This window comes from Pseudomonas neuropathica (genome assembly GCF_015461835.1).
GTDB lineage: Bacteria > Pseudomonadota > Gammaproteobacteria > Pseudomonadales > Pseudomonadaceae > Aquipseudomonas > Aquipseudomonas neuropathica.
In genome coordinates, this window is sequence record NZ_JACOPX010000028.1 from 1 (window position 1) to 24551 (window position 24551).

Here is a 24551-nt window from a genome sequence, read left to right on the forward strand (position 1 = left end):
AGCAGTGAAACGATGCATCGCCGATGGTAGTGTGGGGTTTCCCCATGTGAGAGTAGGTCATCGTCAAGATTAAATTCCGAAACCCCAATTGCGAAAGCAGTTGGGGTTTTGTTTTGCCCGCAGGAAAGTTTTCACAGGACAACGCTGTCCCAGCCGTCGCAAGAAATGGCCATTGGGGAAATTCCCTCTGAAATGACCGGGCAGTTTTTGGTATGGTGCAGCTCGTTTTTTTAACGGACTGATGTCATGCCCACGGATCGGCACTCATTTATGTCAAAGAGTTGCTGTAGAAATGCCTGAACCCATCCCGATCAAAGACCACGAAAAAGAGACGCGCCTGGTCAACAAACGGTTGATCGCCTGCGCCTTGTTCGTTTTCGCCATCAGCTGCGCCCTTGTCGTGCGCCTGTACATCCTCCAGGTGGTGGAGTTCGATTACCACTCCACAATCTCCGAAAACAACCGCGTCCACGTATTGCCGATCCCGCCGACACGCGGCTTGATCTACGACCGCAACGGCGTCTTGCTCGCCGATAACCGCCCCAGTTTCAACCTGACCATCACCCGCGAGCGCGCCACCGACGTCAATCAGGAACTGGACGAGGTCATCAACCTCCTGCACTTGCCTGCAGAAGATCGTACAGTCTTCGATAAAGCCATGAAGCAGTCCCGTCACCCGTTTACGCCGGTCACGCTGTTCTATGAGCTGACGGAAGAGCAAATCGCTGTATTGGCCGTCAATGAGTTCCGCCTCCCGGGCCTTGATGTTGAACCCCAGTTCGTCCGGCATTACCCGCTCGGCGCGCATTTCGCCCACTCGATCGGCTACGTCGGGCGGATCAATGAAAAAGAGTCGAAGAGCCTCGACTCGGTCGAATATCGCGGTACGCAATCCATCGGCAAAACCGGCATCGAACGCTTCTACGAGGCGCAACTACACGGCCACGTCGGTTACGAAGAAGTGGAGACCAACGCTCAAGGTCGCGTACTCCGTGTGCTCAAACATACCGACCCGGTCCCGGGCCAGAACATCGTCCTGAGCCTCGACATCAAACTGCAGGAAGCCGCCGAAGCCGCGCTGGGTGATCGTCGTGGTTCAGTGGTAGCGCTCGATCCGTCGACGGGCGAGGTATTGGCCATGGTCAGCAATCCGAGCTTCGATCCGAATCTGTTCGTCACCGGTATCAGTTCCAAGGAATACTCGGCACTGCGAGATTCGATCGACAGGCCGCTGTTCAACCGTGTGCTGCGCGGGCTCTACGCACCGGGCTCGACGATCAAGCCAGAAGTGGCAATCGCCGGCCTCGACGCCGGCGTCGTGACACCGCAGACGCGCGTCTTCGACCCCGGTTATTACCAACTCCCGGACTTCGATCACAAGTACCGCAACTGGAACCACAGTGGCGACGGCTGGGTGGACATGGACGCGGCGATCATGCGTTCCAATGACACCTATTTCTACGACCTTGCGCATAAGCTCGGCATCGATCGCCTGCACGATTACATGGCAATGTTCGGCTTGGGTGAGAAGGTCTCGCTGGACATGTTTGAAGAGTCGCCCGGCCTGATGCCATCGCAAGCGTGGAAGCGCGCGACTCGCCGTCAAGCCTGGTTCCCGGGCGAAACGGTCATCCTTGGCATCGGCCAGGGCTATATGCAGGTCACACCGCTGCAACTGGCTCAAGCCACGGCATTGATCGCCAACAAAGGTGTATGGAACCGGCCGCACCTGGCCAAGACCGTGGACGGTGTTGCTCCTGTCGACGAACATCCGATGCCGAACATCCTGCTCAAGGATCCGCGAGACTGGGAGCAGGTCAATCACGGCATGCAGATGGTGATGCACGATGCGCGAGGCATCGCTCGTGCGGCCGCGGCCGGTGCGCAATATCGCATCGCTGGCAAGAGTGGTACCGCGCAAGTGGTGGCGATCAAGCAGGGCGAGCGCTACAACCGCGAGAAAACCCTGGAGCGCCACCGCGATAACGCCTTGTTCGTTGGCTTTGCGCCGGCCGAGCATCCGAAGATTGCGATTTCGGTGATGATTGAGAACGGCGAGGCCGGTGGTCGTGTTGCCGGCCCTGTGGTGCGGCAGATCATGGACGCCTGGCTGCTTGATCAGGACGGCCATCTCAAGCCGCAATACGCCTCGCCGACGAAAGCGCCGGGTGACCCCCACGTTTAACTTTCAACAGTTCACAATAGCGGCTCATGCAAGCTGAGTCGCTACTGTGAACTGTCTTGCAAAGCCTATTTGCAGCGGTAACCCTCGGGCATCGTGACGGTGTAGTTGCGCTGCACGCGATCCTCGAAGTTCAGGTTCTGCAAGCCCTGTTCTACCAGAAAGGCTTCAACCTTGGTGGATTGGCAGTCTTCGTTATAGGACGACGCGCGAAGCAGGTAGACCGGGCGCTTGCTGACTTCGTCGCGGGCAGTGGCAACGAAGGTGCTGAGCGTGGTGTAACCGGTGCGCTCCGAGGTCCCTACCGGTCCATAGGTGGTGTTCGGTTTACTCGTACAGGTCAGTCGGTCGTCTTTTTTCTTGCTGGTCTTGCACACGGTAGAGGTGCTGGTCGGCACTTGCCCATAGTCGGTGGCGGTATAGCGGTAAGTCACCTGTCGACTGCCAATATCGAGGCTGACAGTCATTTTTATCGGCGCGTGGTTCTTTGGCAGACTGGCGTCGGTATAGACCTCCTGGAACCCCCTGTCTTTCAGCGCGTTAACCATGTCGCGAAGATAATAGCGGGCATTAAGAGCGTTTTCGTCGCTGCCACTCGCAGACGTCACCAGCACAGTCGCCTTTCGGTCGAAATGATAGTCCGGATCGGGTGTGGCATTTAGCGCTACGTCCATTTGCGTGGCGCAGCCGCTGATCAACGCTGTCAGTAAAAACAGCGCGCAAAGTAAAAAACGGGTCATGACAAAGCCACCTTACAAACTAAGGATTGAATAAGAGTTAAACGGTGTGGACTGGCGACAATTAACTCGCGCTGATGCGTAAGGCTCAGTCTTTCTGGTATTCCAGCAAATCGCCTGGCTGGCAATCGAGTGCTGCGCAGAGCTTGTCCAGGGTGGCCATCTTCACGCCCTTGACCTTGCCATTCTTCAGTAATGACAGATTGGCCTCGGTGATGCCCAGCAGGCTGGCCAACTCTTTCGAGCGAATTTTTTGCGTGGCCATGACAACGTCAAGGCGGACGATAATGGTCATTGTATTGTTCTATATGTATTGGCTTTGCTCATCGCTGAGTACTTTTGCATCGCGCATGATAATTGAAAACAAACAGAGCAATACGCCTTTGACAATCTCGTAGGCAGAAGTGGAAGACAGGCCGATCGAGAACTGAAAAATACGATCCCCAGGCGGCAGATCAATAGACAGGGCCAAACCTTGCAAGGTCTCTACCAATGGGTAGGCGGCCGGAGAAATGATGCACAGAATCCCTACTCGCCATAGCACCTTGATGTTGCGCTCGGTCCAGGTTTCGCCGCGGGACAAGCGCAGGAAAAACAACCCTGTCAGCCAGAGCACGTAGGTCGAAAGCAGGACGGGCAGAAAATCCAAAACGACGAGTAGCGCAGTGACCAGGGGCGAGAGCCATGTATCGGGGGCAAGCAGGGCACCTTCGACAAACGGGTCAAGTAATTGCGGCGAGTTTTCGGCGAAGGCGTAGAGCAGAGCCGCGAGCATTTCATCCGTTTGGAAGAACCAGATCGAAGCGTTGCCACCGACCTCGGTCACCGCTAAGACCCAGACAAGAATCGCTGCCAGTAATCCGACCCAATGCATGCGCTGCAGTGCCAATCCGTTGTTACGAGTACTCATGAAAAATCCTTGCGGTGTCATTGGGAATGACTAATTCTCGATGTTAAATTATCGAATGGCAATAATAAATTGTTCTTGTTTTGTGAAGGGCGTTGTTGGCATCGGACGCAGTGGTCATAGAGTGAACCTCAGTTCAATCGATTTGCGGGGATTTCAATGTCGATAGGTTCTCGAGTTCGAAGCATGTCGAGAGCAGGGGAGGGCGAACCACGCGGTGGCCGCTGATATCGATGACGGGTTCAGCGAATGATTGGAGCGGGGGGGGGGGCATGCGCCACAAGCATGCTTCAGTCCCCGCTCTAACCGGTATTAATTGATCTCGGTAATGAAGTTTTCCCGCGAGCGGCGAACCTTTTTCAAGTTGACCAACCAGTCTCCCTCACTGGCTCTATGCCCTAGCGGCAGAATCACAACACTGCGCAAGTTGCGGGCCGTGAGTCCGTGGATTTCATCGATGGCTGCCGGGTCGAAACCTTAGGTCTGTCAGTGTGCTCGTCATCAAATTCCGCAAAGGTGAAAGATGTTCTCCGCCCCCACATTTGAAATGCATTCCAATGTGGGAGATTCTATGGTTGAGGGGAAGCCCTCAACTGACTTTTGTCTGATATTCGCTTTGCCCTTTCAGCAAAGCGAATACCACCCGAGCAAGTTTGCGAGCCAGCATCACCAACGCCTGCGTGGTGCTAAAACCCCGTGCTCTTTGGGCTTCGTAAAACCCTTTCCAGGCTATCGTACGGCTAGCCGACATCGCTGCGTTGTGCAAAAGTCGGCGGGCCTCGGGGTCTCCGCGCTTGGTCAAGCTGCGGCGACCGTCCTTTTGCCCTGATTTCGATACCCGTAAATCCATGCCCAGGAAGGCGATAAACGCATCCGCGTTGCTAAATTCCCCCCGCTGAAACGCCGTGAGCAGGCGCGCTCCGGTCAGAAATCCAATGCCCTCAACTTTCAGGCAACGCTTCAATTGGCCGAGCAAACCGGCTTGTTTGAGCTGATCGTTGATCGTCTTTTCGATCATCGTTTCAAGCCGCTGCATGGATTTTATTTGTTCAGCAAAAGCTGCCTTCAACAGCGGCTCATTCGACCAGCTCTGCACCAGGCCGACCCTTGCCTGGACCAAAGCCGCGCGGCGGCGGAAAAGGCTCAGGAGCTGGCGGTACAGCGGTGATGGCGGGGTCCAGGGGCGCAACTCCTCGGCTTCGTTCTTCAGGTAACGGGCCAGCAACTTGGCGTCCAAGGCGTCGGTTTTGGCGCGGATCTTCACGCCTTCGCGGTAATGTTTGAGTTCATAGCCGCCCACCATGTAAATCGTGCAACCGGCCGCATAGGCCAAATCAGCGAATTCCAGGTGGTAGATGTTGGTTGCCTCAATGGCAATAGACACGGGGACGAGCAAGGCCTTCAGCCACTGCTTGATGGATGTTTTGGTATTGGGAATCGCTTCAAGCAGATCGCTATCGGCCTGATAAATCACCAGTTCATTTTTGGCGACATCCACGCCAACGATCGGATTTGATAGAGCGACTGGCATTGCCACAGGATCCCCTCCGGGATAAGGTTTGAGCACTTGAAGGGCTCACCCAGAGGCGCAGGCTTGTTCCTATCGTCGGTCTAGCCAGATGCATTCTTTATCGGCGCTTGGGTGAAAGGAGGAGGGGCGAAATCTCCCACGGTCTGTGCTGCGTCAACAGTCAGAATCGAGCCTTGTCCCTCCTCCTCCCTTCAAGTCCTACCATACAAGCGAGCCTGCTCGCGAAGGACCCTCAAAGCCGTCGCAAAAAAAATCAGGCCCCAGGCACCGGGCAGCTCATGTCACCTTCTTCACACTTCAAATACTGTTTCAGCGACTCAACCCGCAGCTTGGTCACCCCCGTCAGACAACTGCTGTAAACCCACGGATAAACGCTCCCGCCAGTAACTCCCGACGATGAAAACTTGCACTCGGCATCCCGAAACCCGAGCCACGCCCGCTGCGCGCTGACCAACAGCTTCTTGCCATCCGGGTTGTCCTTCAAGCGTCCAGTGATCTGCTGGTACACGGTGTTCAATTCCTTGTCCGCCGCTTTGAAGTCCTGCCCGGCGCACTGATTCATCGTCGCCTGATCGCTGGCATTGGCGCAGTCGACGGCGGCGTGGGCGAGGGGAGTGAACAGAAAGGGGGTCATGGCCAGAAGCAGGCGTGGGGACATGGTCAAGTCTCGCTGTATCGAAGATAAGTGCCGAGCAGTGTAGCGGCTGCTTCGCACTTATTCAGGCAGGCGCATTCGGGAGGCGTCGAGCAAACGGCCGGCGATGGCCGCAATCTCTTCGCCATCGTGCAGCCTTTCCAGCCAATGTGCAGGAATGCCCCGCACGCCGTAATAGGCGCCGGCCAACTGACCGGTGATCGCAGCGGTGGTATCGGCGTCATCACCGAGGTTGGCCGCTCGCAAAATGGCCGCTTCGAAGCTGTCCGTCTGGTGAAAGCACCACAGCGCCGCTTCCAGGGACTGCACGCTGTAGCCATTGCCTTTGATGTCCGTCTCGGACAGAACGAGGTATTCGCCACGGGCAATGGCGGCGACCTTGGATTGCGAGAAGCTGGCGGAAGGCAACTGACGCAGTTCTGCTTTGCTTGCGCCTTCGAGCGCTCTGGCAATCAACCCGGCCAACAATTGGCAGCATTCGATGGCTTCAGGTGCTGCGTGGGTGGTTCGCGAACTGTCGGCGGCAAAGCTCTGGATTTTCCGGGCATCGGGAAAGTAGAACAGCACCACCGGCACCAGACGCATCAGCGAACCGTTGCCGGCGCTGTACGGGTCGGTCGAGCCGGCGAAGGGATCAGCGGTTTGTTGATACTGCGCGAGCGCCTGGCTGACGGTCATGCCGACATCGAAACATTCACCGGTCGAACTGAGGTAACCCCATTGCCACCAGTTGAGGTAGCGCCCCATCTGATCGGCAGCGTTGAATCCATTCTTGTTCAGCAGGCTTTCTGCCAGACAGAGGGCCATGGAAGTGTCATCGGTCCACTGCCCTGGCTTGAGGTGGAACGGGCCACCGCCGACCATATCCGTCAATGGTGGGAATGATCCCCGTGGTTTGAACTCAACCGTAGTACCGACAGCGTCGCCGCACGCAAGACCGAGCAGGGCTCCGCGGTAACGTTCAGCGAGGGATGGCGGCATGATTCGTCCTTGTAGATTCAAATTCGCTGGAGAAGGTAACAGTTTCGTTGGGCGGAGGGTGCCTGGATCCATCACAGCAACGGCCAAAAAGTGCAGCTTGATGTGTCTTTGCTGATGAATGACTGCACCGCCTTGATACAACTTCACATTGGACATGTGGTCATACAGGCCTAGTGTTCAAAACAGGAGGTGACGTATGAAACCAGTACCCAATAGTTTCGAACGCAAAATCACGCTCAAGGCACCGCGTTCGCATGTCTGGCGTGCATTGGTCGATGCCGAGGCGTTTGGCCAGTGGTTTGGGGTGGCGCTGGAGGGCAGGCGTTTTATTGCCGGTGAATGGACGCAAGGGCAGGTCACGTATCCGGGTTATGAACACGTGTTGTGGAACGTGCTGATCGAGCGGGTCGAGCCGCAGCAGTTGTTTTCGTTTCGCTGGCATCCGTATGCGGTCAATCCGAAGATCGACTATTCACAGGAGCCGACTACGCTGGTCAGGTTCGAGCTGGAAGACTTCGAGAGCGGTACGTTGCTGAAAGTGTCCGAATCCGGCTTCGCGCACATTCCTGACATTCGCCAGAAAGAGGCGTATTACATGGACAGCCGTGGCTGGGAGGAGCAGTTGAGCCGGCTCGAACAGTTTCTTGCCGAGAGCGCCAAGGCCCGCGAGCGTGAGGGTGGCTGAGATCTTCGAATCTTGCCTGAACGACAGCGACAGCCGGCCATGTGCACGGTGGTGCTGGAAACAGGCCTCAGGGCAGCTGAAAGTCGCTTAGATCGTGGCTTCCATGCTTGCTGCCTGACACGGCTAGGGGTTTTCGGAAGGGTTGCTATGGCGAATGTCCTACACGCGCTGGTAGCTTTTACGACTATTGGCGATTGGATCCACCGCGTAATCTACACACATCAACTGAGACACAGGGAGTGTTTCAGGATCAAGGATGATCGACCATTTGCAAGGATCGCTGCCGACAGGGAGTCGATAATGGTCTTGGGAAAAACCCGCTTCGGCGGGTTTTTTTTCGCCTGTATGTAGGAGCTGCCTCAGGCTGCGATCTTTTGACTTGGGCTTTTAAAAGCAAGATCAAAAGATCGCAGCCTGCGGCAGCTCCTACTTCGGTTTGTGCGTTACGAGGCGATCAATTGGCGCAGGACGTAATGCAGAATCCCGCCCGACTTGAAGTACTCCACCTCATTCAACGTATCGATCCGGCACAACACCTCGATCTTCTCCTGGCGCCCGTCCTCACGGGTGATCAGCAGCGGTAGATTCATTCGCGGTGTCAGCTCGACGCCGGTCAGCCCCTGGATCTCAAAGGTTTCCTTGCCGGTGAGGTTGAGGCTCTTGCGGTTCTGATCAAGCTTGAACTGCAGCGGCAACACGCCCATGCCCACCAGATTGGAACGGTGAATTCGCTCGAAGCTTTCGGCGATCACCGCTTTGACCCCCAGCAGATTGGTGCCTTTGGCCGCCCAGTCACGGCTGGAGCCGGTGCCGTATTCTTGTCCGGCAACCACCACCAGCGGCGTTCCCGTAGCCTGATACTTCATCGCCGCGTCGTAGATCGCCAGTTTTTCGCCGGTCGGGATGTAGATCGTATTACCACCTTCTTCACCGCCGAGCATTTCATTGCGAATACGGATATTGGCGAAGGTGCCGCGCATCATCACTTCATGGTTGCCACGCCGTGAACCGTAAGAATTGAAGTCCCGCGGCTCGACGCCTTTTTCGCGCAAATAACGCCCGGCCGGGCTGTCGGCCTTGATGTTGCCGGCGGGGGAGATATGGTCGGTGGTCACCGAATCACCCAGCAGGGCCAGCACCCGTGCACCTTTGACGTCCTTGATTTCAGGCAACGGGCCGGAAATGTCGTCGAAAAATGGCGGATGCTGGATGTAAGTCGAATCGTCCTGCCACACATACGTCGCCGCTTGCGGCACTTCGATGGCTTGCCACTGTTCATCCCCGGCGAATACTTCGGCATATTCCTTATGGAACATTGCCGTACTGACCTGATTGACCGCGTCGGCTATCTCTTTGCTGGTCGGCCAGATATCGCGCAGGTACACCGGATTGCCTTGCTGATCTTCGCCCAGCGGTTCGCTGCTGATGTCGCTGCGCACGCTGCCGGCCAGGGCGTAGGCGACTACCAGCGGCGGTGAGGCCAGCCAGTTGGTTTTCACCAATGGATGCACGCGGCCTTCGAAGTTGCGGTTGCCGGAGAGCACCGAAGCGACGGTGAGGTCAGCTTTCTGGATGGCTTTCTCGATCGGCTCCGGCAGTGGCCCGGAGTTGCCGATGCAAGTGGTGCAGCCATAGCCGACCAAGGAAAAGCCGAGCTGATCAAGGTATTGCGTCAACCCCGCAGCCTGGTAGTAGTCGGTGACCACTTTCGAACCCGGTGCCAGCGAACTCTTCACCCAAGGTTTGCGGGTCAGGCCTTTTTCCACCGCTTTTTTCGCCAGCAGGCCGGCGGCCATCATCACGCTCGGGTTCGAGGTGTTGGTGCAGGACGTGATCGCGGCGATGACCACGGCGCCGTTTTTCAGGCGATAAGTGTGGCCTTCATATTCATATTCGGTTTCGCCGACCAGATCGGCATTGCCCACCGCCACACCGCCACCGCCCTCACTTTCCAGGCGTCCTTCTTCTTTACTGGTGGGTTTGAATTGCAGATCCATGAAGTCGCTGAACGCTTGTGCGACATTCGGCAGCGAAACGCGATCCTGCGGGCGTTTTGGCCCTGCGAGGCTTGCTTCGACGCTGCCCATGTCCAACGCCAGGCTGTCGGTGAACACCGGCTCTTGACCGGGCAGACGCCACAGGCCTTGAGCCTTGGTGTACGCCTCGACCAGTTTCACCACTTCCGGTGGCCGGCCGGACAGGCGCAGGTATTCCAGCGTTACGTCGTCAACGGGGAAGAAACCGCACGTCGCGCCATATTCCGGGGCCATGTTGGCGATGGTCGCGCGGTCGGCCAGCGGCAGGTCGGCGAGGCCGTCACCGTAGAACTCGACGAACTTGCCGACCACACCTTTCTTGCGCAGCATTTGCGTGACGGTCAGCACCAGGTCGGTGGCCGTGATGCCTTCCTTGAGCTTGCCGGTCAGTTTGAAACCGATCACTTCCGGAATCAGCATCGACACCGGTTGCCCGAGCATCGCCGCTTCGGCTTCGATCCCGCCGACGCCCCAGCCGAGCACGCCGAGACCATTGATCATGGTGGTGTGCGAGTCGGTGCCGACCAGTGTGTCGGGGAACGCGTAGGTGCGGCCGTCCTCATCCTTGGTCCACACCGTGCGGCCGAGGTATTCGAGGTTGACCTGGTGACAGATGCCGGTGCCCGGTGGCACCACGCTAAAGTTATCGAAGGCGCTCTGGCCCCAACGCAGGAACGCATAACGTTCGCCATTGCGCTGCATTTCGATGTCAACGTTCTGCTCGAACGCGCTGGCGGTGGCGAACTTGTCGACCATCACCGAGTGGTCGATCACCAGATCCACCGGCGACAACGGATTGATTCGCTGCGGATCGCCACCGGCCTTGGCCATCGCCGCACGCATGGCGGCAAGGTCGACCACGGCGGGCACGCCGGTAAAGTCCTGCATCAACACCCGGGCAGGGCGGTATTGAATCTCGCGGTCGGAGCGGCGCTCCTTGAGCCAGGCGGCAATCGCCTTGAGGTCGGCGCCGGTGACCGTTTTTTCATCTTCCCAGCGCAGCAGGTTTTCCAGCAGGACTTTCAGCGACATGGGCAGCTTGTCGAGGTCGCCCAGGCTTTTGGCGGCATCCGGCAAACTGAAATAGTGGTAGGTCTTGTCATCGATTTGCAGGGTTTTGAGCGTTTTCAGACTATCGAGGGACGGCATTACGATCACTCCTTTGAATCCGCACGGCTACGGATTGAGGGGACGAATAGAGCTTTAAACCTAGCCCTGTTTTAGGTAGCTGGCTAATAACTGGACTCTATGAGCGGAACCAAGGTTCCGACATCGGCTATCATGCGCCGGTTTTCGTGACAGGCTTTGCTTCAACGCAAGGTCTGAGCATCGCGCGGCGGCCGAATGATCGCCCGCTGCCCAGGAGTAAGAATGAACACCCTATTCATGCATTGCCGGCCAGGCTTCGAAGGCGAAGTCTGTTCGGAGATTTCCGAGCTCGCCGCGCAACTCAACGTGGCCGGCTACGCCAAGGCCAAAGCGGCCACCGCCTGTGCCGAGTTTGTCTGCACCGAAGAAGACGGCGCCGAGCGCCTGATGCGCGGTCAGCGTTTCGCCGAATTGATCTTCCCGCGCCAATGGGCGCGCGGGGTTTTCATCGATTTGCCGGAAACCGACCGCATCAGCGTGATCCTCGCGCACATGGCCGAATTCCCGGTGTGCGGCAGCCTGTGGCTGGAAGTCGTCGACACCAACGACGGCAAGGAACTGTCGAATTTCTGCAAAAAATTCGAAGGCCCGCTGCGCAAGGCCCTGACCGGCGCCGGCAAACTGGTGGATGACGCCAGCAAACCGCGTCTGCTGCTGACCTTCAAGAGCGGTCGTGAAGTGTTTCTCGGCATGGCCGATGCCGGCAATTCGGCGATGTGGCCGATGGGCATTCCGCGCCTGAAGTTCCCGCGTGAAGCCCCGAGCCGTTCGACGCTGAAGCTGGAAGAGGCCTGGCACCACTTTATCCCGCGTGATCAGTGGGAAGATCGTCTGCACAGCGACATGACCGGCGTTGATCTCGGCGCCGCGCCGGGCGGCTGGACCTGGCAACTGGTCAATCGCGGCATGCTGGTGACCGCGATCGACAACGGCCCGATGGCTGAAAGTCTGATGGATACCGGACTGGTTCAGCATTTGATGGCAGACGGTTTCACCTTCAAGCCCAAGCAACCGGTGGACTGGATGGTCTGCGACATCGTCGAGAAGCCGGCGCGCAATGCCGCCATGCTGGAAGAGTGGATCGGCGAAGGGCATTGCCGCGAGGCGGTGGTCAACCTGAAGTTGCCGATGAAGCAGCGTTACGCCGAAGTGAAGCGCTTGCTCGAACGCATTGCCGATGGTTTCAAGGCACGCGGGATCAAGGTCGATATCGGCTGCAAACAGCTGTATCACGACCGCGAAGAAGTGACCTGCCATTTGCGCCGTCACGACATCAAGAAAGCCAAATCCCGCTGACACAACACATAACCCTGTAGGAGCTGCCGCAGGCTGCGATCTTTTGATCTTGAAAAGCAAAGATCGCAGCCTTCGGCAGCTCCTACAGAGGGGGGGCGTAACGCCACAGATGACCGAATACCCGGCAATGCGCGACAATGCCGGCCAGTTTCAGGAGTGAATCATGAGTGAAATGATCGATACCCCGGTCGACGGAACCCTCGACGCCACCGGTCTCAATTGCCCGGAGCCGGTGATGATGCTGCACCAGCACATTCGTGATCTGGTGCCCGGCGGCCTGCTCAAAGTGATCGCCACCGACCCGTCAACCAAGCGCGATATTCCCAAGTTCTGCGTGTTTCTCGACCATGAACTGGTGAGCCAGCACGAAGAGGCCGGTACTTATCTGTACTGGATCCGCAAGAAACACGCATAACAGCAGCTACACATAAAACAATTGTGGGAGCCAGCCTGCTGGCGATAGCGGTAGTCGATTCAACATTGATGTTGACTGACTGTCCGCTATCGCCAGCAGGCTGGCTCCCACATTTTTTTGTCCCGCTTTAAAGGTTTTAGCCCGCCGAGCGACTGATCCGAATACGCTTGCGGGCACTGCGCGTCAGGCGAATCGACAGCATCAACGCCGCACAGCTCAAGCCCACGATCAAACCCTGCCACAAACCGCTTGGGCCACGTGGCTCGCCGAGCCAGTCGGTCAGACCAAGGGCGTAACCCACCGGCAAACCAATGCCCCAGTAGGCGAACAGGGTCAGGATCATGGTCACGCGCGTGTCCTGATAGCCACGCAGCGCGCCGGCGGCGGTGACCTGGATCGCGTCGGAAAACTGGAACAGCGCCGAATACACAATCAGCATCGCCGCGATGTGAATCACCGTCGGGTCAGCGGTGTAGATTGCCGCAATCGGCTCGCGCAGCAACAGCATCATGCTCGCCGACAGGCAGGCGTACGCCAGCGCGGTACCCATGCCGACGCCAGCGGCAAAGCGTGCTTCACGTGGTTCTTCGCGGCCCAGTGCCTGACCGACGCGCACGGTCACCGCCATACCCAACGAGTAGGGAATCATGAACACCAGCGAACTGACGTTGAGGGCAATCTGGTGCCCGGCCACCACGGTGGCGCCAAGACTGCCGATCAGCAGGGCGATCACGGCGAAAATGCTCGACTCGGCAAACACGGCGATACCGATTGGCAGACCAATCGCCAGAAGACGCTTGATCACTGTCCATTGTGGCCAGTCGAAACGGCTGAAGATTTCGCTCGAACGATAGGCCGGTGCCCAGCGCTCATAACCGGCCAGACCCAGCGCCATCACCCACATCACGATGGCCGTGGCCCAACCGCAACCGACGCCGCCCATCGCCGGCACACCGAAATGGCCATAGATGAAGATGTAGTTCAGTGGAATGTTCAGCGCCAGACCGCACAGGCCCAACACCATCGCCGGGCGGGTACGGCCGATGCCGTCACTGGTGCAGCGCAGTACGTGATAGAACGCTACTGCCGGCAGACCACTGGCGATGCCGTGCAGGTATTGCATGCACGGGCCGATCAGCTCGGGATCGACCTTCATCAGGTGCAGCACCGGCTCGGCGGCCACCAGCATGGCGGTGGCGATCAGTCCGACCACCAGCGCCAGCCACAACGCCTGACGGACGATAGGGCCGATTTCGCTGTGGGTACCGGCGCCGAAGCGCTGAGCGACTTTCGGCGTGGTCGCCAGCAGGGTGCCGGTCATCAGCAGGAACACCGGCACCCAGATGGAGTTGCCCAGCGCCACCGCCGCCAGATCCTTTGGCCCGACGCGGCCAGCCATCACCGCGTCGACGAAGCCCATGGCCGTAGTCGCCAGTTGCGCGATGATGATCGGCAATGCCAGGGCGAGCAGGTTCTTGAACTCCAGGCGAATCCGCGCGGGGCGAGTGAGGGAGACGGCGACAGGTTGATCAGTTACAGAATTCACGGGAAAAACGTCCACAGGTGTTGATGCGCAAGGCGCCGCATTCTACGCCGCTGACGCCTTGGTCAGGAAAAATCCTCTGTTGCGGATTTGTAAGCGCAAAGCCCGCTGGCCCAGCGACCGATCTGCACCTAAACTGCCGATCCGCCTAAGGAGCCCGCCATGCTGATTGTTGCCGACGAAAATATCCCGCTGCTCGATGCCTTTTTTGCCGGTTTCGGCGAGATCCGCCGGGTGCCGGGCCGTTCCATCGACCGTGCGACGGTCGCGCAGGCCGATGTGTTACTCGTGCGCTCGGTGACCAACGTCAACCGCACGTTGCTTGAGGGCAGCAAGGTGCGCTTTGTCGGCACCTGCACGATCGGCACCGATCATCTGGATCTCGACTACTTCAATGAGGCCGGCATCACCTGGTCGAGTGCACCCGGCTGCAATGCCCGAGGCGTGGTCGATTATGTGCTGGGCAGTCTGATGACCCTCGCCGAAATCGAAGGTGTCGATCTCACTCAGCGGACTTATGGTGTCGTCGGCGCCGGTGAGGTGGGAGGGCGTCTGATCAAGGTTCTGAAAGGGTTGGGCTGGAACGTCAAAGTCTGCGATCCGCCGCGTCAGTCTGCCGAGGGCGGCGATTACGTGAGCCTTGAGCAAATCATTGAGCAGTGTGACGTAATCAGTCTGCACACACCGCTGACACGCAGCGGCGTTGGTGCGACCTGGCATCTGTTCGATCAGCAGCGTCTGCAGCAGCTCAAGCCCGGTGCATGGCTGATCAACGCGGCGCGTGGTCCGGTGGTGGATAACGCCGCGCTGCGCGAAGTGCTGCTGGAGCGTGAAGACCTGCAAGCCGTTCTCGATGTCTGGGAGGCCGAGCCTGAGGTTGATGTTGCATTGGCCGAGCTTTGCGTACTCGCCACTCCGCACATTGCCGGTTACAGCCTTGATGGCAAACAGCGCGGAACGGCTCAGATCTATCAGGCTTACTGCCAATTCATCGGCCAGCCAGCCAGCATTCAACTCAGTGAGCTGCTGCCGGCGCCGTGGTTGTCGCAAGTGACCTTGCATGGCGACAGCGAGCCGGCCTGGGCGCTGGCGATGTTGTGCCGAGGCGTGTACGACCCGCGCCGTGATGATGCGGATTTTCGCCGCAGCCTTGTAGGTAATGTCGGCGAGCAGCGGGCGGCGTTCGATGTGTTGCGTAAACAGTATCCGGTGCGGCGCGAGATTGAAGGGCTAAAGGTGCGGATTGAAGGGGATTCGCCGGCGTTGGCGAAGATCGTCGCGGCGCTGGGGGCGGTGACGGTCTAGAAACCGGGTCGGCCCTTTCGCGAGCAGGCTCGCTCCCACATGGATCTCGCACTCACTGACGATCTCCTGTGTGCGAGCCTGCTCGCGAAGGTCTCACCACAAATGGCGGATTTACAGACAGAAAAAACCCGGCCAAAGGGGCCGGGTCAGGAAGACGGTGGCTATATCACTTTTGTTTGGCAGGCTTGACCAATCGCTTGTCCAGTTCGCGGCACGCGTCCTGGATCATGTCTTCGGTGATCGGTACTTCACGCCCATCCTTATCGATAATCGAGCAACCCAGAGGTTGGCCGGGCTTGGTGCGGATCACTTCAATCTTGTCATCGCTGCTGTGTTGCAAGGACATGGCCTGTCTCCTCATCAGGTTGTTTACCCAGATTAAAACCGCCACGTGACCAGGCTGTGACAGCGCCTTTCGATCCGTCATGAGTGGCCATTCCAGTCCAACAGAAATGACCGTTCGTCTCAACCTTGACGTTAGACCGATAGCAACTATGGCCTAGTCTTTGGGGGCATATTTAACCTGACTCATTGTGATTTACAGAGTTCCACCCCAAAGAAGGTTTACGCTAGCCCTTTCATCAACACGGATGTACACCTGAATGACCCCAAAGCTTTCTTCACGACACCGTCGCGCGCTGCGTCTGACCAGTCGATTTCTGGCCCCTTACCGCTGGCAGGTCATCGCTGCGCTGCTGGCGTTGATCGTTACGGCCGCCGTCACGTTGTCGATGGGGCAGGGGATCAAACTGTTGGTCGACCGGGGCTTCATGACTCAGTCGCCGCACCAGCTTAATCAGAGCATCGGCATCTTCATGTTGATGGTGCTGGGTCTGGCGGTCGGTACGTTCGCGCGGTTTTACTGGGTGTCGTGGATCGGCGAGCGTTGCGTGGCCGATATTCGCCGCGAGGTGTTCAACCACCTGGTCTATCTGCATCCCGGCTTCTACGAGAACAACCGCAGTTCGGAGATCCAGTCGCGGCTGACCGCCGACACGACGCTGTTGCAATCGGTGATCGGCTCGTCGTTGTCGATGTTCCTGCGCAACCTGTTGATGGTGATTGGCGGTGTCATCCTGCTGTTTGTCACCAATGCCAAACTCACCAGCATTGTGGTGATTGCCTTGCCGTTCGTGGTTGCGCCAATCCTGATTTTCGGCCGGCGCGTGCGCAATCTGTCGCGGCTGAGCCAGGACCGGGTCGCCGATATCGGCAGCTATGTGTCGGAAACCCTCGGCCAGATCAAAACCGTGCAGGCCTACAACCACCAGGTCCAGGATGAGCGGCGTTTCGCGACGACGGTCGAGGACGCGTTCGACACCGCGCGCAAACGCATCTTTCAGCGTTCGTGGATGATCACCCTGGTGATCGTGCTGGTGCTCGGCGCCGTGGCAGTGATGTTGTGGGTCGGAGGCATGGACGTGATCGCCGGGCGCATCACCGGGGGCGAACTGGCGGCGTTTGTCTTTTACAGCCTGATCGTCGGCAGTGCGATTGGCACGTTGAGTGAGGTGATCGGCGAACTGCAGCGCGCGGCGGGTGCCGCCGAACGTATCGCTGAACTGCTGGGTTCGGAAAACATCATCCAGCCGCCCGTCACCGGGCTGGTGACCTTGCCGGAGCGCGTGCGGGGCGAATTGCAATTGCAGGACGTGCGCTTTTCCTACCCTTCGCGTCCGGAAAGCTACGCCGTCAACGGTTTGAATCTGACCATTCGGGCTGGCGAGACGCTGGCGCTGGTGGGGCCGTCCGGTGCGGGCAAGTCCACCGTGTACGACTTGCTGTTGCGTTTTTATGATCCGCTGGAAGGGCAGATCCTGATTGATGGCGTACCGTTGACCAGCCTCGATCCGCTGGACCTGCGCCGTCACTTCGCTCTGGTATCACAGTCGCCAGCGCTGTTCTTTGGCAGCGTTGAAGAGAATATTCGTTACGGCAATCCCGGGGCGACGCTGGAGCAGGTCAAGGACGCTGCGAAAATTGCTCATGCCCACGACTTCATCGAGAAAATGCCCAACGGTTACCAGACCCACCTCGGCGATGGTGGCCTCGGCCTGTCCGGCGGCCAACGTCAGCGCTTGGCGATCGCCCGGGCGTTGCTGGTCGACGCACCGATCCTGCTGCTGGACGAAGCCACCAGCGCCCTTGATGCGCAGAGCGAACATCTGATTCAGGAAGCCCTGCCGAGCCTGATGCAAAACCGCACCACGCTGGTGATCGCGCATCGACTGGCCACGGTGAAAAACGCTGACCGGATTGCGGTAATGGATCAGGGCAAACTTGTGGCCATTGGCACCCATCAGGAACTGATTGCCAGCAATCCGCTGTATGCGCGGTTGGCGGCGTTGCAGTTTAATGATGGAAAAGTAACGGTTGATCAAGTCTGATGGACACTGCTCGTATCGGGCATTATGGCGACCTGTTTGGAATGCCTGGATGAGGACATGAGTCGTTACCAACCGCCGTTGACCCTAACCACACGAATGATTGCGTTGATCGCCGAAATCAGCGAGCAAATCGGTCAGCTTTCGGCTGGGGGCGACAGTCGGCAGACGCCTCATCTGCGCCGAGGCAATCGTATCCGTACAATTCAGGCATCTTTGGCAATCGAAAACAATACATTGAGTGTCGAGCAGGTAACCGCAGTGCTCGCCGGGCAACGGGTTTTAGGTTTGCCCAAGGAAATTCAAGAAGTGCGCAATGCATTTACAGCGTATGAAACCATGCCGCAATGGCAGCCTGACAACAGGGCTGACCTGCTTCAAGCGCATGAGTTGTTGATGCATGGGCTGATTGATGAGTGCGGGCATTTTCGTCGAGCGGGTGTGGGGATCTATCGCGCAGAGCAACTGATTCATATGGCGCCACCTCCGAGCCGCATATCACCGCTGATGGATGACTTGCTGGCATGGGTTGTGCGCTCTGAATGGCATCCGCTGATCATTAGTTGTGTATTCCACTATGAGTTTGAGTTCATCCATCCGTTTGCTGATGGAAACGGGCGAATGGGACGGCTGTGGCAAACATTGATATTGAGCCAATGGCGCCCGGTCCTTGCGTATTTGCCGGTCGAAGCGGTTATTCGAAAGGAGCAGGATGCCTATTACTCTGCTTTGTCTGCTTCTGACCGGCAGGGAGAGTCAACGCCTTTTGTCGAGTACATGCTGCATGCGCTAAATGTTTCGTTGCGTGAAGCCATCGCTAATGAGTCAGCGAGCGACCTAGTAACCGACTCAGTAACCGACCTAGTAGCAAGATTGTTGTTAACGCTGGGACCCCGTTCTTTGAGGATCAGTGATCTGATGGCGGAGATGAGCCTGGCCCACAAGGCTACGTTCAGATCCAACTATCTCAAACCGGCCTTAACCGCTGGAATGATCGAAATGACCGATCCTCAATCACCCAAGAATCCAACCCAGAAATATCGGCTTACTCAACTTGGCAAAATGATGGTTAAAAAGTTGAAGTGTTAAGTCTGCAGCCGACAGCTCAATAAAAATGCCCATATCTCGCGATACGGGCATTTTTTGTTACTCGGCGTCAGCCGCGTGATCACTGATCATCAAAATACCGCTCATGCCAGTCCACCAGCGGCTGTGGCGAGTTGAGTTTCTGGCCGTAGATCACCGAGTACGACAGCACGTTCTGCACATACTGACGGGTTTCGTCGAACGGAATGCTTTCCACCCAGACGTCGAAGCTCAGGTGATCAGCACCGCGCAGCCATTGGCGCACGCGACCGGGGCCGGCGTTGTAGGCGGCGGAGGCGAGGACGCGGTTGCCGTTGAACTGGCTGTGCACCTGGCTCAGATACGCGGCGCCGAGCTGGATGTTCTTGTCCGGGTCCAGCACTTGCTGCGGCGAGGCCAGCGGAATGCTGAATTTGCGCGCGGTTTCCTTGGCGGTGCCGGGCATCAATTGCATCAGGCCGCTGGCGCCGACGCCGGAGCGGGCGTCGTCCATGAAAGCGCTTTCCTGGCGGGTAATGGCAAACACCCAGCTCGAATGCAGGCCACGCACCTTGGCTTCACGCACGAGCGTTTCGCGGTGGGCCATCGGGAAGCGGATATCCAGATCGTCCCAGTACTGCGCCTGACTGATGGTGCGGATCGCCGGGAAATACCATTTCAGGTCGTAAGCCAGTTTCGCCTGGGCAACCATCTCATCGCGGTTGAAATGGCGGCTGACGTGATACCACTCGCGACGACCGTCGACGATCTGCCCACGGGCATGGAATTCCAGCGCGCGGCGTACACCCGGCGTGTTGCGCACCTTGTTGATCAGCGCCTGGCTGAGGACCAATGGCTTGTTGTTCAGCGAGTACGGCGATTGCGAGCGATCGGCGGCGAGGAAACCGTAGAAATCGCGCTCGCGCGCAAGGTTTTTATAAAGGGTCTGTGCTTCCGGGTTTTGCGGCTGGGCCAGTTCCAGACTGCGTGCCTGCCAGTAGCGCCAGCGGTTGGTGGTGGCCAGATCCTGCGGCAGACGGCGGGTCAACTGATAGGCGTCGTCCCAGCGGGCCAGACGCAGCAACAGGCGCAGACGCCATTCCGAAACCGTGTTGTCGCGCAGTTCCGGGTCGTACTTGGTCATCACATCCAGCGCGCGGCTGTCGAAACGACGGGCGAGGGTCAGGCCGATTTCCCGGGCGATTGCGACTTTTTCATCGCGAGAGAAATGCATGCTGCTGGCATACCCGTCGAGCAGCGCCATGGCCTTGTCAGGATCCTGACGAGCGAGGCGGCGCAGGCCGAGGCTGACCACGTCGGACATCGGCTCATCGGCCGGGGTGAAACGCGAAGGCTGATTGAGCAGCTCGGGTTTCTGCGCGACATCGACCAGCAAGCGACCGCGCGGGGCGAGGGTGGTCAGGCCGTTGACCAGGCTGTTGGCCAATGGATAGTTGCGGGCCTGAGCGGCAAGCTTGGTGCGCTCCCAGCGTTTCTGTTCAGTGAGCTGGCCATCGGCGGCCCAGATGCCGAACAGCGCGTCACACGCGGCGGGTTGGGATTTGCCGGTCAGCCAGAGCTTTTCAGCATTGGCGTACCCCTCGGCCTTATGGTTGCTGCTGATCTGGTACTGCGCGTTGAGGCAGTCCAGTTCAGTGAAGTTGAGTTTCGGGTCGTAATACTTGACGAAGGTCGCCCAGTCGCCGCGGTCGGCGAGCCAGCGCAACCAGCGCAGTTTCATCCAGTTGGCCTGGGGCAGGTCACCGTGTTCGGCGAGGAATTTCTCGATTTCCGCATTGCTCGCGGACTTCAGGCGCGCGGTCAGTTCGTCGTAAGCCAGATACGGTTCCAGCGGATAATCGGCCAGCGCCTGGCTGTAGCGGAAATACGGGCCGGTATCACCCTTGGCCAAGGCGCGCTTGGCTTCATCGTAATACTGGCGTTGGGTGGACAGGTCCACCGCCTGGGCGGATTGAGCGGCAGCGGCGGTAAGTAGCAAACAGGACAAGACACTGAAAAGGCGACTGCGCATGAGACATCCGGGCAGAGAAATCATGACAAGTGCCGACCTCGGTCAGCACTGAATTGTCTGTAGCTTAGCCTTTTGCCAGCAAGCGGCGAAAGCTTTGCCGGCCTCGCAGCACAAGTTCGCAACAAATGTTGTGCAGAGTGCTTCGACAGACAAATTGCCGGCCTGCTGAAGCCCTAACTCAGGTAGAATGCGCGCCCGGTTTTTGGAGAAGCTCATGACCCTGCTCAAATTCAGCGATGTGTCCCTTGCGTTCGGCGCTATGCCGTTGTTGGACAAGGTGTCCTGGCAGATCGCCCGTGGTGAGCGGGTGTGCATCATCGGCCGCAACGGCACTGGCAAGTCCAGCATGATGAAACTGGTCAAGGGCGACCAGAAGCCCGATGAAGGCTCGGTGTGGCGTGCCCCCGGTCTGAAAATCGGCGAATTGCCGCAAGAATTGCCGGTGGCCGACGATCGGACGGTGTTCGACGTGGTCGCTGAAGGCCTTGATGGCGTGGGAGCGTTGCTCGCCGAATACCATCACCTCGCACAGAACTGCGTTACTGAGGAAGACCTGAACAAGCTGATGCACGTTCAGCAAGACCTCGAAGCCCGTGATGGCTGGCGTTTGCAGACTCTGGTCGAGAGCACTTTGAGCCGCCTGCAACTACCGGCCGACAAGACCCTCGCCCAGTTATCCGGCGGCTGGCGTCGTCGCGTGCTGCTGGCGCAGGCGCTGGTGTCCGAGCCGGATCTGCTGCTGCTCGACGAACCAACCAACCACCTGGACATCGGTGCGATTGCCTGGCTCGAAGAAGCCCTGAAAGATTTCCAGGGCGCCGTGCTGTTCATCACGCACGACCGTTCTTTCCTGCAAAACCTTGCCACGCGCATCCTCGAACTGGATCGCGGCGGCCTGATCGACTGGAACGGCGACTACGCCAGTTTCCTTGTGCACAAAGAAGCCGCGCTGGCCGCCGAAGAGACCGCCAACGCGCTGTTCGACAAGAAACTGGCCCAGGAAGAAGTCTGGATCCGCCAGGGCATCAAGGCTCGCCGCACCCGCAACGAAGGCCGCGTCCGCGCCCTGAAAGCTTTGCGCGTGGAGCGTAGCGAGCGTCGTGAGCGCACCGGCAAGGCCAACATTCAGCTGGACACTGCCGACAAGTCCGGCAAGCAGGTGATGGTCCTCGAGAACGTGAGTTTCGCTCACCCGGGCGGCCCGTTCCTGATCAAGGATTTCTCGATGGTGCTGACACGCGGCGATCGTATCGGTCTGCTTGGCGCCAACGGCACTGGCAAGACCACCCTGCTGAAACTGATGCTCAGCGGTCTGCAACCGACCAGTGGCAAAGTGGAAGAGGGCACGCGGATCGACGTGGCCTACTTCGACCAGTTGCGCCATCAACTGGATCTGGAAAAAACCGTGATCGACAACGTCGCCGAAGGTCGCGACTTCATCGATATCGACGGCCAGAGCCGTCACGTGCTGAGCTACCTCGGCGATTTCCTGTTCAGCCCGCAGCGTGCCCGCACGCCGGTCAAGGCGCTGTCGGGTGGCGAGCGTGCGCGTCTGTTGCTGGCCAAACTGTTCAGCAAACCGGCGAACCTGCTGGTACTCGACGAACCGACCAACGACCTCGACGTGGAAACCCTCGAGCTGCTCGAAGAAGTGCTGCTGACCTTTAATGGCACTGTGCTGATGGTCAGCCACGACCGGGCATTCCTCGACAACGTGGTCACCAGTACTCTGGTCTTCGAAGGTGAAGGCAAGGTGCGTGAATATGTCGGTGGTTATCAGGACTGGATCCGTCAGGGCGGTTCGCCGCGTCTGCTGGGCGTAACCGAAAGCAAATCCGGCAAGGCTGACCTGAATTCGGCGGTGGTCACTGCCGAACCTGCTGTTGTTGCCGCGCCTGTGGCGGCTGCCCCGGCCGCCAAGAAGAAGCTCAGCTACAAGCTGCAACGCGAGCTGGAAGCGTTGCCGGGCGATATCGACGCCAAGGAACAGCAGATTGCTGCGGTAGAAGCCGAGATGGCTGAAGCCGGTTTCTATCAGCGTCCTGCGGCTGAAACGGCCAAGGTGATTGCTTCGCTGGAGCAGTTGCAGGCTGAGCTGGATGCGTTGATGGAGCGTTGGGCCGAGCTCGATGCCTGATTGATCTGGCAATAAAAAAGCCCGGCCTCATTTGCGTGAGGCCGGGCTTTTTGTAGGAGCTGCCGAAGGCTGCGATCTTTTGATCTTGTTTTTAAAACCAGCGTCAAAAGATCGCAGCCTTCGGCAGCTCCTACTCAAGGGTTAGCGTTTGACCAGGTGCACGGCAAGGACATCGCATGGTGCACCGTGCAGCACGTCATTCGCAGTGGAGCCGAGCAACAGCGCCAGACCATGACGACCATGACTACCGACCACGATCAAATCGCACTGCTGTTCTTTGGCGAAGTGATGGATTTCCTGGCGTGGCTGGCCATAGGTCAGGTGGCAGTTGGCGCCTTCGAGTTCGGAATACTTGAGTTTCAGACGCTCAAGACGCTCCTTGGCCTGATCGAACTGCTGTTGTTGCAGTTGTGACAGATCCATCGGCACGTCGCCGCCGAATGCCATGGCCATTGGTTCGACGATATGCACCAGCGACAGTTTGGCGCCATTGCTCACCGACAGCTCGCGGGCGCGGTGAATCACTGGGTCGCACTCTTCGGTCAGATCTACGGCGACCAGGATGTGGTGGTAGGGCATGAGGTGCTCCTCGTGAGGTTTCAATATTGTTAAGTATGGCTGGTTTCAAGCGCATTGGTTCCAAAGTGACACAATGCGCTCACCAAGAATTGGGAATAGAGATATGACGGTCTGGTTGGTGGTGTCAATCCTGCTGGTGGTTTTGAGCCCGTTGGCGTGGTTGCGCCCATCGCGCGCGCAAAGCGGTCGCATCGCCTTGCGCATGGAGGCGCGGCGCATGGGGCTGGCCATGCAACTGGCGCCTCAGGAATGGCCGCACTGGCTGGCGCAAGAGCCGCCGAATCCGTGTGCGCAGTACCATCGGCCGCGCCGTGGCAAGTCGCCTGCCTGCTGGACTTACTGGCAAAAATCGCCGGGTGTGTGGGTCAATCAATGGCAGGAAGTCTGCGAAGATCGGGCGCTGCTCAATCATTTCGAAAAGTTGCCAGGCAACGTTTTCAAAGTCGAAGCAGACAAGCAGATGATCGCCTTGTACTGGGGCGAGAAGGGCGAAGCGTCGGTGTTGCAGGACATCGACACCACTCTGAAAGCACTGGCGTGACGCGCGGACTTTTCCCACTGCAACGGTGTGGAACGTCCGGCAGACGCGCAATAAAAAGCCCGACATGATTCATCGGGCAGGGTGGCCAGGCAGGCCGGAAACCTTTTTTGATGCTGACTTGGTCGGTACATCCCTCTGTAGTCCACCCAGCGTAGCCCTTTAAACTCGGGCTGCTGGGAATTAGGGCGACTTTTCTAACTATTGATTCTATGAATGGCTTCACATGCAGACGCGTGTTGCGGGTCTTCGTCTTACAGAAATGACCGCAAAGTCGCATTTCAACCCGTATTTTGGGCGATTGACAATTGTCGGAAATTCCGTGAAGGTGACGTACCCAAATCAAACGGGCGTATGAATTGAGCGTTTGTCTTACAGACTGCTCCTACAGAAT

At 58.2% G+C, this 24551-nt stretch carries 20 protein-coding genes; 9 read left to right on the top strand and 11 right to left on the bottom strand.

What is annotated here, in order from left to right; genetic code table 11:
* Positions 1 to 292: 292 nt before the first annotated feature.
* Positions 293 to 2185 (top strand): penicillin-binding protein 2, encoded by a 1893-nt coding sequence (mrdA, locus tag H8F23_RS27975; RefSeq protein ID WP_194936497.1) that lies wholly within the window; start codon positions 293 to 295, stop codon positions 2183 to 2185.
* 65 nt (positions 2186 to 2250) lie between these two features.
* Here mrdA and H8F23_RS27980 read toward each other — a convergent pair whose 3' ends face one another.
* The 6 genes from H8F23_RS27980 to H8F23_RS28005 all read right to left on the bottom strand — a co-directional run bounded on the left by H8F23_RS27980 (position 2251) and on the right by H8F23_RS28005 (position 6993).
* The gene (locus H8F23_RS27980; protein WP_099756803.1) at positions 2251 to 2922 is read right to left on the bottom strand and encodes a hypothetical protein; all 672 of its coding nucleotides are present in this window, start codon (positions 2920 to 2922) and stop codon (positions 2251 to 2253) included.
* 85 nt (positions 2923 to 3007) lie between these two features.
* Positions 3008 to 3214: a helix-turn-helix domain-containing protein gene (locus tag H8F23_RS27985; RefSeq protein ID WP_007910409.1), complete on the bottom strand. Its 207-nt coding sequence runs from the start codon at positions 3212 to 3214 to the stop codon at positions 3008 to 3010.
* Positions 3215 to 3223: 9 nt separating this feature from the next.
* The gene (locus H8F23_RS27990; protein WP_194936498.1) at positions 3224 to 3829 is read right to left on the bottom strand and encodes a hypothetical protein; all 606 of its coding nucleotides are present in this window, start codon (positions 3827 to 3829) and stop codon (positions 3224 to 3226) included.
* A 586-nt stretch (positions 3830 to 4415) separates the two neighbouring features.
* A complete protein-coding gene (locus tag H8F23_RS27995; protein ID WP_194936517.1) occupies positions 4416 to 5357 on the bottom strand; it encodes an IS110 family transposase in 942 nt (313 codons plus the stop codon).
* A 253-nt stretch (positions 5358 to 5610) separates the two neighbouring features.
* Positions 5611 to 6015, bottom strand: coding sequence for a lysozyme inhibitor LprI family protein (locus H8F23_RS28000; RefSeq protein ID WP_194936499.1), 405 nt, complete (start codon positions 6013 to 6015; stop codon positions 5611 to 5613).
* A 57-nt stretch (positions 6016 to 6072) separates the two neighbouring features.
* Positions 6073 to 6993: an ADP-ribosylglycohydrolase family protein gene (locus H8F23_RS28005; protein ID WP_194936500.1), complete on the bottom strand. Its 921-nt coding sequence runs from the start codon at positions 6991 to 6993 to the stop codon at positions 6073 to 6075.
* Between the two features lie 196 nt (positions 6994 to 7189).
* On the opposite strand from H8F23_RS28005, the gene H8F23_RS28010 reads away from it, so the two are divergent.
* Complete coding sequence (locus H8F23_RS28010; RefSeq protein WP_194936501.1) at positions 7190 to 7678, top strand: SRPBCC family protein; 489 nt, start codon at positions 7190 to 7192, stop codon at positions 7676 to 7678.
* A gap of 443 nt (positions 7679 to 8121) precedes the next feature.
* Here H8F23_RS28010 and acnA read toward each other — a convergent pair whose 3' ends face one another.
* A complete protein-coding gene (acnA, locus tag H8F23_RS28015) occupies positions 8122 to 10863 on the bottom strand; it encodes an aconitate hydratase AcnA (protein ID WP_194936502.1) in 2742 nt (913 codons plus the stop codon).
* A 222-nt stretch (positions 10864 to 11085) separates the two neighbouring features.
* Here acnA and rlmM point away from each other — a divergent pair, with 222 nt between their 5' ends.
* Positions 11086 to 12159: a 23S rRNA (cytidine(2498)-2'-O)-methyltransferase RlmM gene (gene rlmM, locus H8F23_RS28020; protein ID WP_194936503.1), complete on the top strand. Its 1074-nt coding sequence runs from the start codon at positions 11086 to 11088 to the stop codon at positions 12157 to 12159.
* A gap of 163 nt (positions 12160 to 12322) precedes the next feature.
* Positions 12323 to 12574, top strand: coding sequence for a sulfurtransferase TusA (gene tusA, locus H8F23_RS28025; protein ID WP_007910424.1), 252 nt, complete (start codon positions 12323 to 12325; stop codon positions 12572 to 12574).
* 136 nt (positions 12575 to 12710) lie between these two features.
* Here the strand turns inward: tusA and H8F23_RS28030 are convergent, their stop codons facing one another.
* Complete coding sequence (locus tag H8F23_RS28030; RefSeq protein WP_099756799.1) at positions 12711 to 14120, bottom strand: MATE family efflux transporter; 1410 nt, start codon at positions 14118 to 14120, stop codon at positions 12711 to 12713.
* Between the two features lie 159 nt (positions 14121 to 14279).
* Here H8F23_RS28030 and pdxB point away from each other — a divergent pair, with 159 nt between their 5' ends.
* Entirely contained in the window at positions 14280 to 15422 is a 1143-nt protein-coding gene (pdxB, locus tag H8F23_RS28035) for a 4-phosphoerythronate dehydrogenase PdxB (RefSeq protein WP_194936504.1), read from the top strand.
* 166 nt (positions 15423 to 15588) lie between these two features.
* Here pdxB and H8F23_RS28040 read toward each other — a convergent pair whose 3' ends face one another.
* Entirely contained in the window at positions 15589 to 15768 is a 180-nt protein-coding gene (locus H8F23_RS28040; RefSeq protein WP_093433652.1) for a PA1571 family protein, read from the bottom strand.
* 256 nt (positions 15769 to 16024) lie between these two features.
* Between H8F23_RS28040 and H8F23_RS28045 the strand changes: the two genes are divergently transcribed.
* Complete coding sequence (locus H8F23_RS28045) at positions 16025 to 17809, top strand: ABC transporter transmembrane domain-containing protein (RefSeq protein ID WP_194936505.1); 1785 nt, start codon at positions 16025 to 16027, stop codon at positions 17807 to 17809.
* Positions 17810 to 17866: 57 nt separating this feature from the next.
* A complete protein-coding gene (locus H8F23_RS28050; RefSeq protein WP_194936506.1) occupies positions 17867 to 18895 on the top strand; it encodes a Fic family protein in 1029 nt (342 codons plus the stop codon).
* Between the two features lie 79 nt (positions 18896 to 18974).
* Here the strand turns inward: H8F23_RS28050 and H8F23_RS28055 are convergent, their stop codons facing one another.
* Positions 18975 to 20903: a transglycosylase SLT domain-containing protein gene (locus H8F23_RS28055; RefSeq protein ID WP_194936507.1), complete on the bottom strand. Its 1929-nt coding sequence runs from the start codon at positions 20901 to 20903 to the stop codon at positions 18975 to 18977.
* Positions 20904 to 21117: 214 nt separating this feature from the next.
* On the opposite strand from H8F23_RS28055, the gene H8F23_RS28060 reads away from it, so the two are divergent.
* Positions 21118 to 23040: an ATP-binding cassette domain-containing protein gene (locus tag H8F23_RS28060; protein WP_194936508.1), complete on the top strand. Its 1923-nt coding sequence runs from the start codon at positions 21118 to 21120 to the stop codon at positions 23038 to 23040.
* A gap of 141 nt (positions 23041 to 23181) precedes the next feature.
* Here the strand turns inward: H8F23_RS28060 and H8F23_RS28065 are convergent, their stop codons facing one another.
* The gene (locus tag H8F23_RS28065; RefSeq protein ID WP_093433662.1) at positions 23182 to 23619 is read right to left on the bottom strand and encodes a universal stress protein; all 438 of its coding nucleotides are present in this window, start codon (positions 23617 to 23619) and stop codon (positions 23182 to 23184) included.
* A gap of 103 nt (positions 23620 to 23722) precedes the next feature.
* On the opposite strand from H8F23_RS28065, the gene H8F23_RS28070 reads away from it, so the two are divergent.
* Positions 23723 to 24160, top strand: coding sequence for a hypothetical protein (locus tag H8F23_RS28070; RefSeq protein WP_095050464.1), 438 nt, complete (start codon positions 23723 to 23725; stop codon positions 24158 to 24160).
* Positions 24161 to 24551: the final 391 nt, after the last annotated feature.

Coding starts and splice junctions, on each gene's coding strand:
- mrdA (WP_194936497.1), top strand. CDS start 293: ATGCCTGAACCCATCCCGATCAAAGACCACGAAAAAGAGACGCGCCTG.
- H8F23_RS27980 (WP_099756803.1), bottom strand. CDS start 2,922: ATGACCCGTTTTTTACTTTGCGCGCTGTTTTTACTGACAGCGTTGATC.
- H8F23_RS27985 (WP_007910409.1), bottom strand. CDS start 3,214: ATGACCATTATCGTCCGCCTTGACGTTGTCATGGCCACGCAAAAAATT.
- H8F23_RS27990 (WP_194936498.1), bottom strand. CDS start 3,829: ATGAGTACTCGTAACAACGGATTGGCACTGCAGCGCATGCATTGGGTC.
- H8F23_RS27995 (WP_194936517.1), bottom strand. CDS start 5,357: ATGCCAGTCGCTCTATCAAATCCGATCGTTGGCGTGGATGTCGCCAAA.
- H8F23_RS28000 (WP_194936499.1), bottom strand. CDS start 6,015: ATGTCCCCACGCCTGCTTCTGGCCATGACCCCCTTTCTGTTCACTCCC.
- H8F23_RS28005 (WP_194936500.1), bottom strand. CDS start 6,993: ATGCCGCCATCCCTCGCTGAACGTTACCGCGGAGCCCTGCTCGGTCTT.
- H8F23_RS28010 (WP_194936501.1), top strand. CDS start 7,190: ATGAAACCAGTACCCAATAGTTTCGAACGCAAAATCACGCTCAAGGCA.
- acnA (WP_194936502.1), bottom strand. CDS start 10,863: ATGCCGTCCCTCGATAGTCTGAAAACGCTCAAAACCCTGCAAATCGAT.
- rlmM (WP_194936503.1), top strand. CDS start 11,086: ATGAACACCCTATTCATGCATTGCCGGCCAGGCTTCGAAGGCGAAGTC.
- tusA (WP_007910424.1), top strand. CDS start 12,323: ATGAGTGAAATGATCGATACCCCGGTCGACGGAACCCTCGACGCCACC.
- pdxB (WP_194936504.1), top strand. CDS start 14,280: ATGCTGATTGTTGCCGACGAAAATATCCCGCTGCTCGATGCCTTTTTT.
- H8F23_RS28040 (WP_093433652.1), bottom strand. CDS start 15,768: ATGTCCTTGCAACACAGCAGCGATGACAAGATTGAAGTGATCCGCACC.
- H8F23_RS28045 (WP_194936505.1), top strand. CDS start 16,025: ATGACCCCAAAGCTTTCTTCACGACACCGTCGCGCGCTGCGTCTGACC.
- H8F23_RS28050 (WP_194936506.1), top strand. CDS start 17,867: ATGAGTCGTTACCAACCGCCGTTGACCCTAACCACACGAATGATTGCG.
- H8F23_RS28055 (WP_194936507.1), bottom strand. CDS start 20,903: ATGCGCAGTCGCCTTTTCAGTGTCTTGTCCTGTTTGCTACTTACCGCC.
- H8F23_RS28060 (WP_194936508.1), top strand. CDS start 21,118: ATGACCCTGCTCAAATTCAGCGATGTGTCCCTTGCGTTCGGCGCTATG.
- H8F23_RS28065 (WP_093433662.1), bottom strand. CDS start 23,619: ATGCCCTACCACCACATCCTGGTCGCCGTAGATCTGACCGAAGAGTGC.
- H8F23_RS28070 (WP_095050464.1), top strand. CDS start 23,723: ATGACGGTCTGGTTGGTGGTGTCAATCCTGCTGGTGGTTTTGAGCCCG.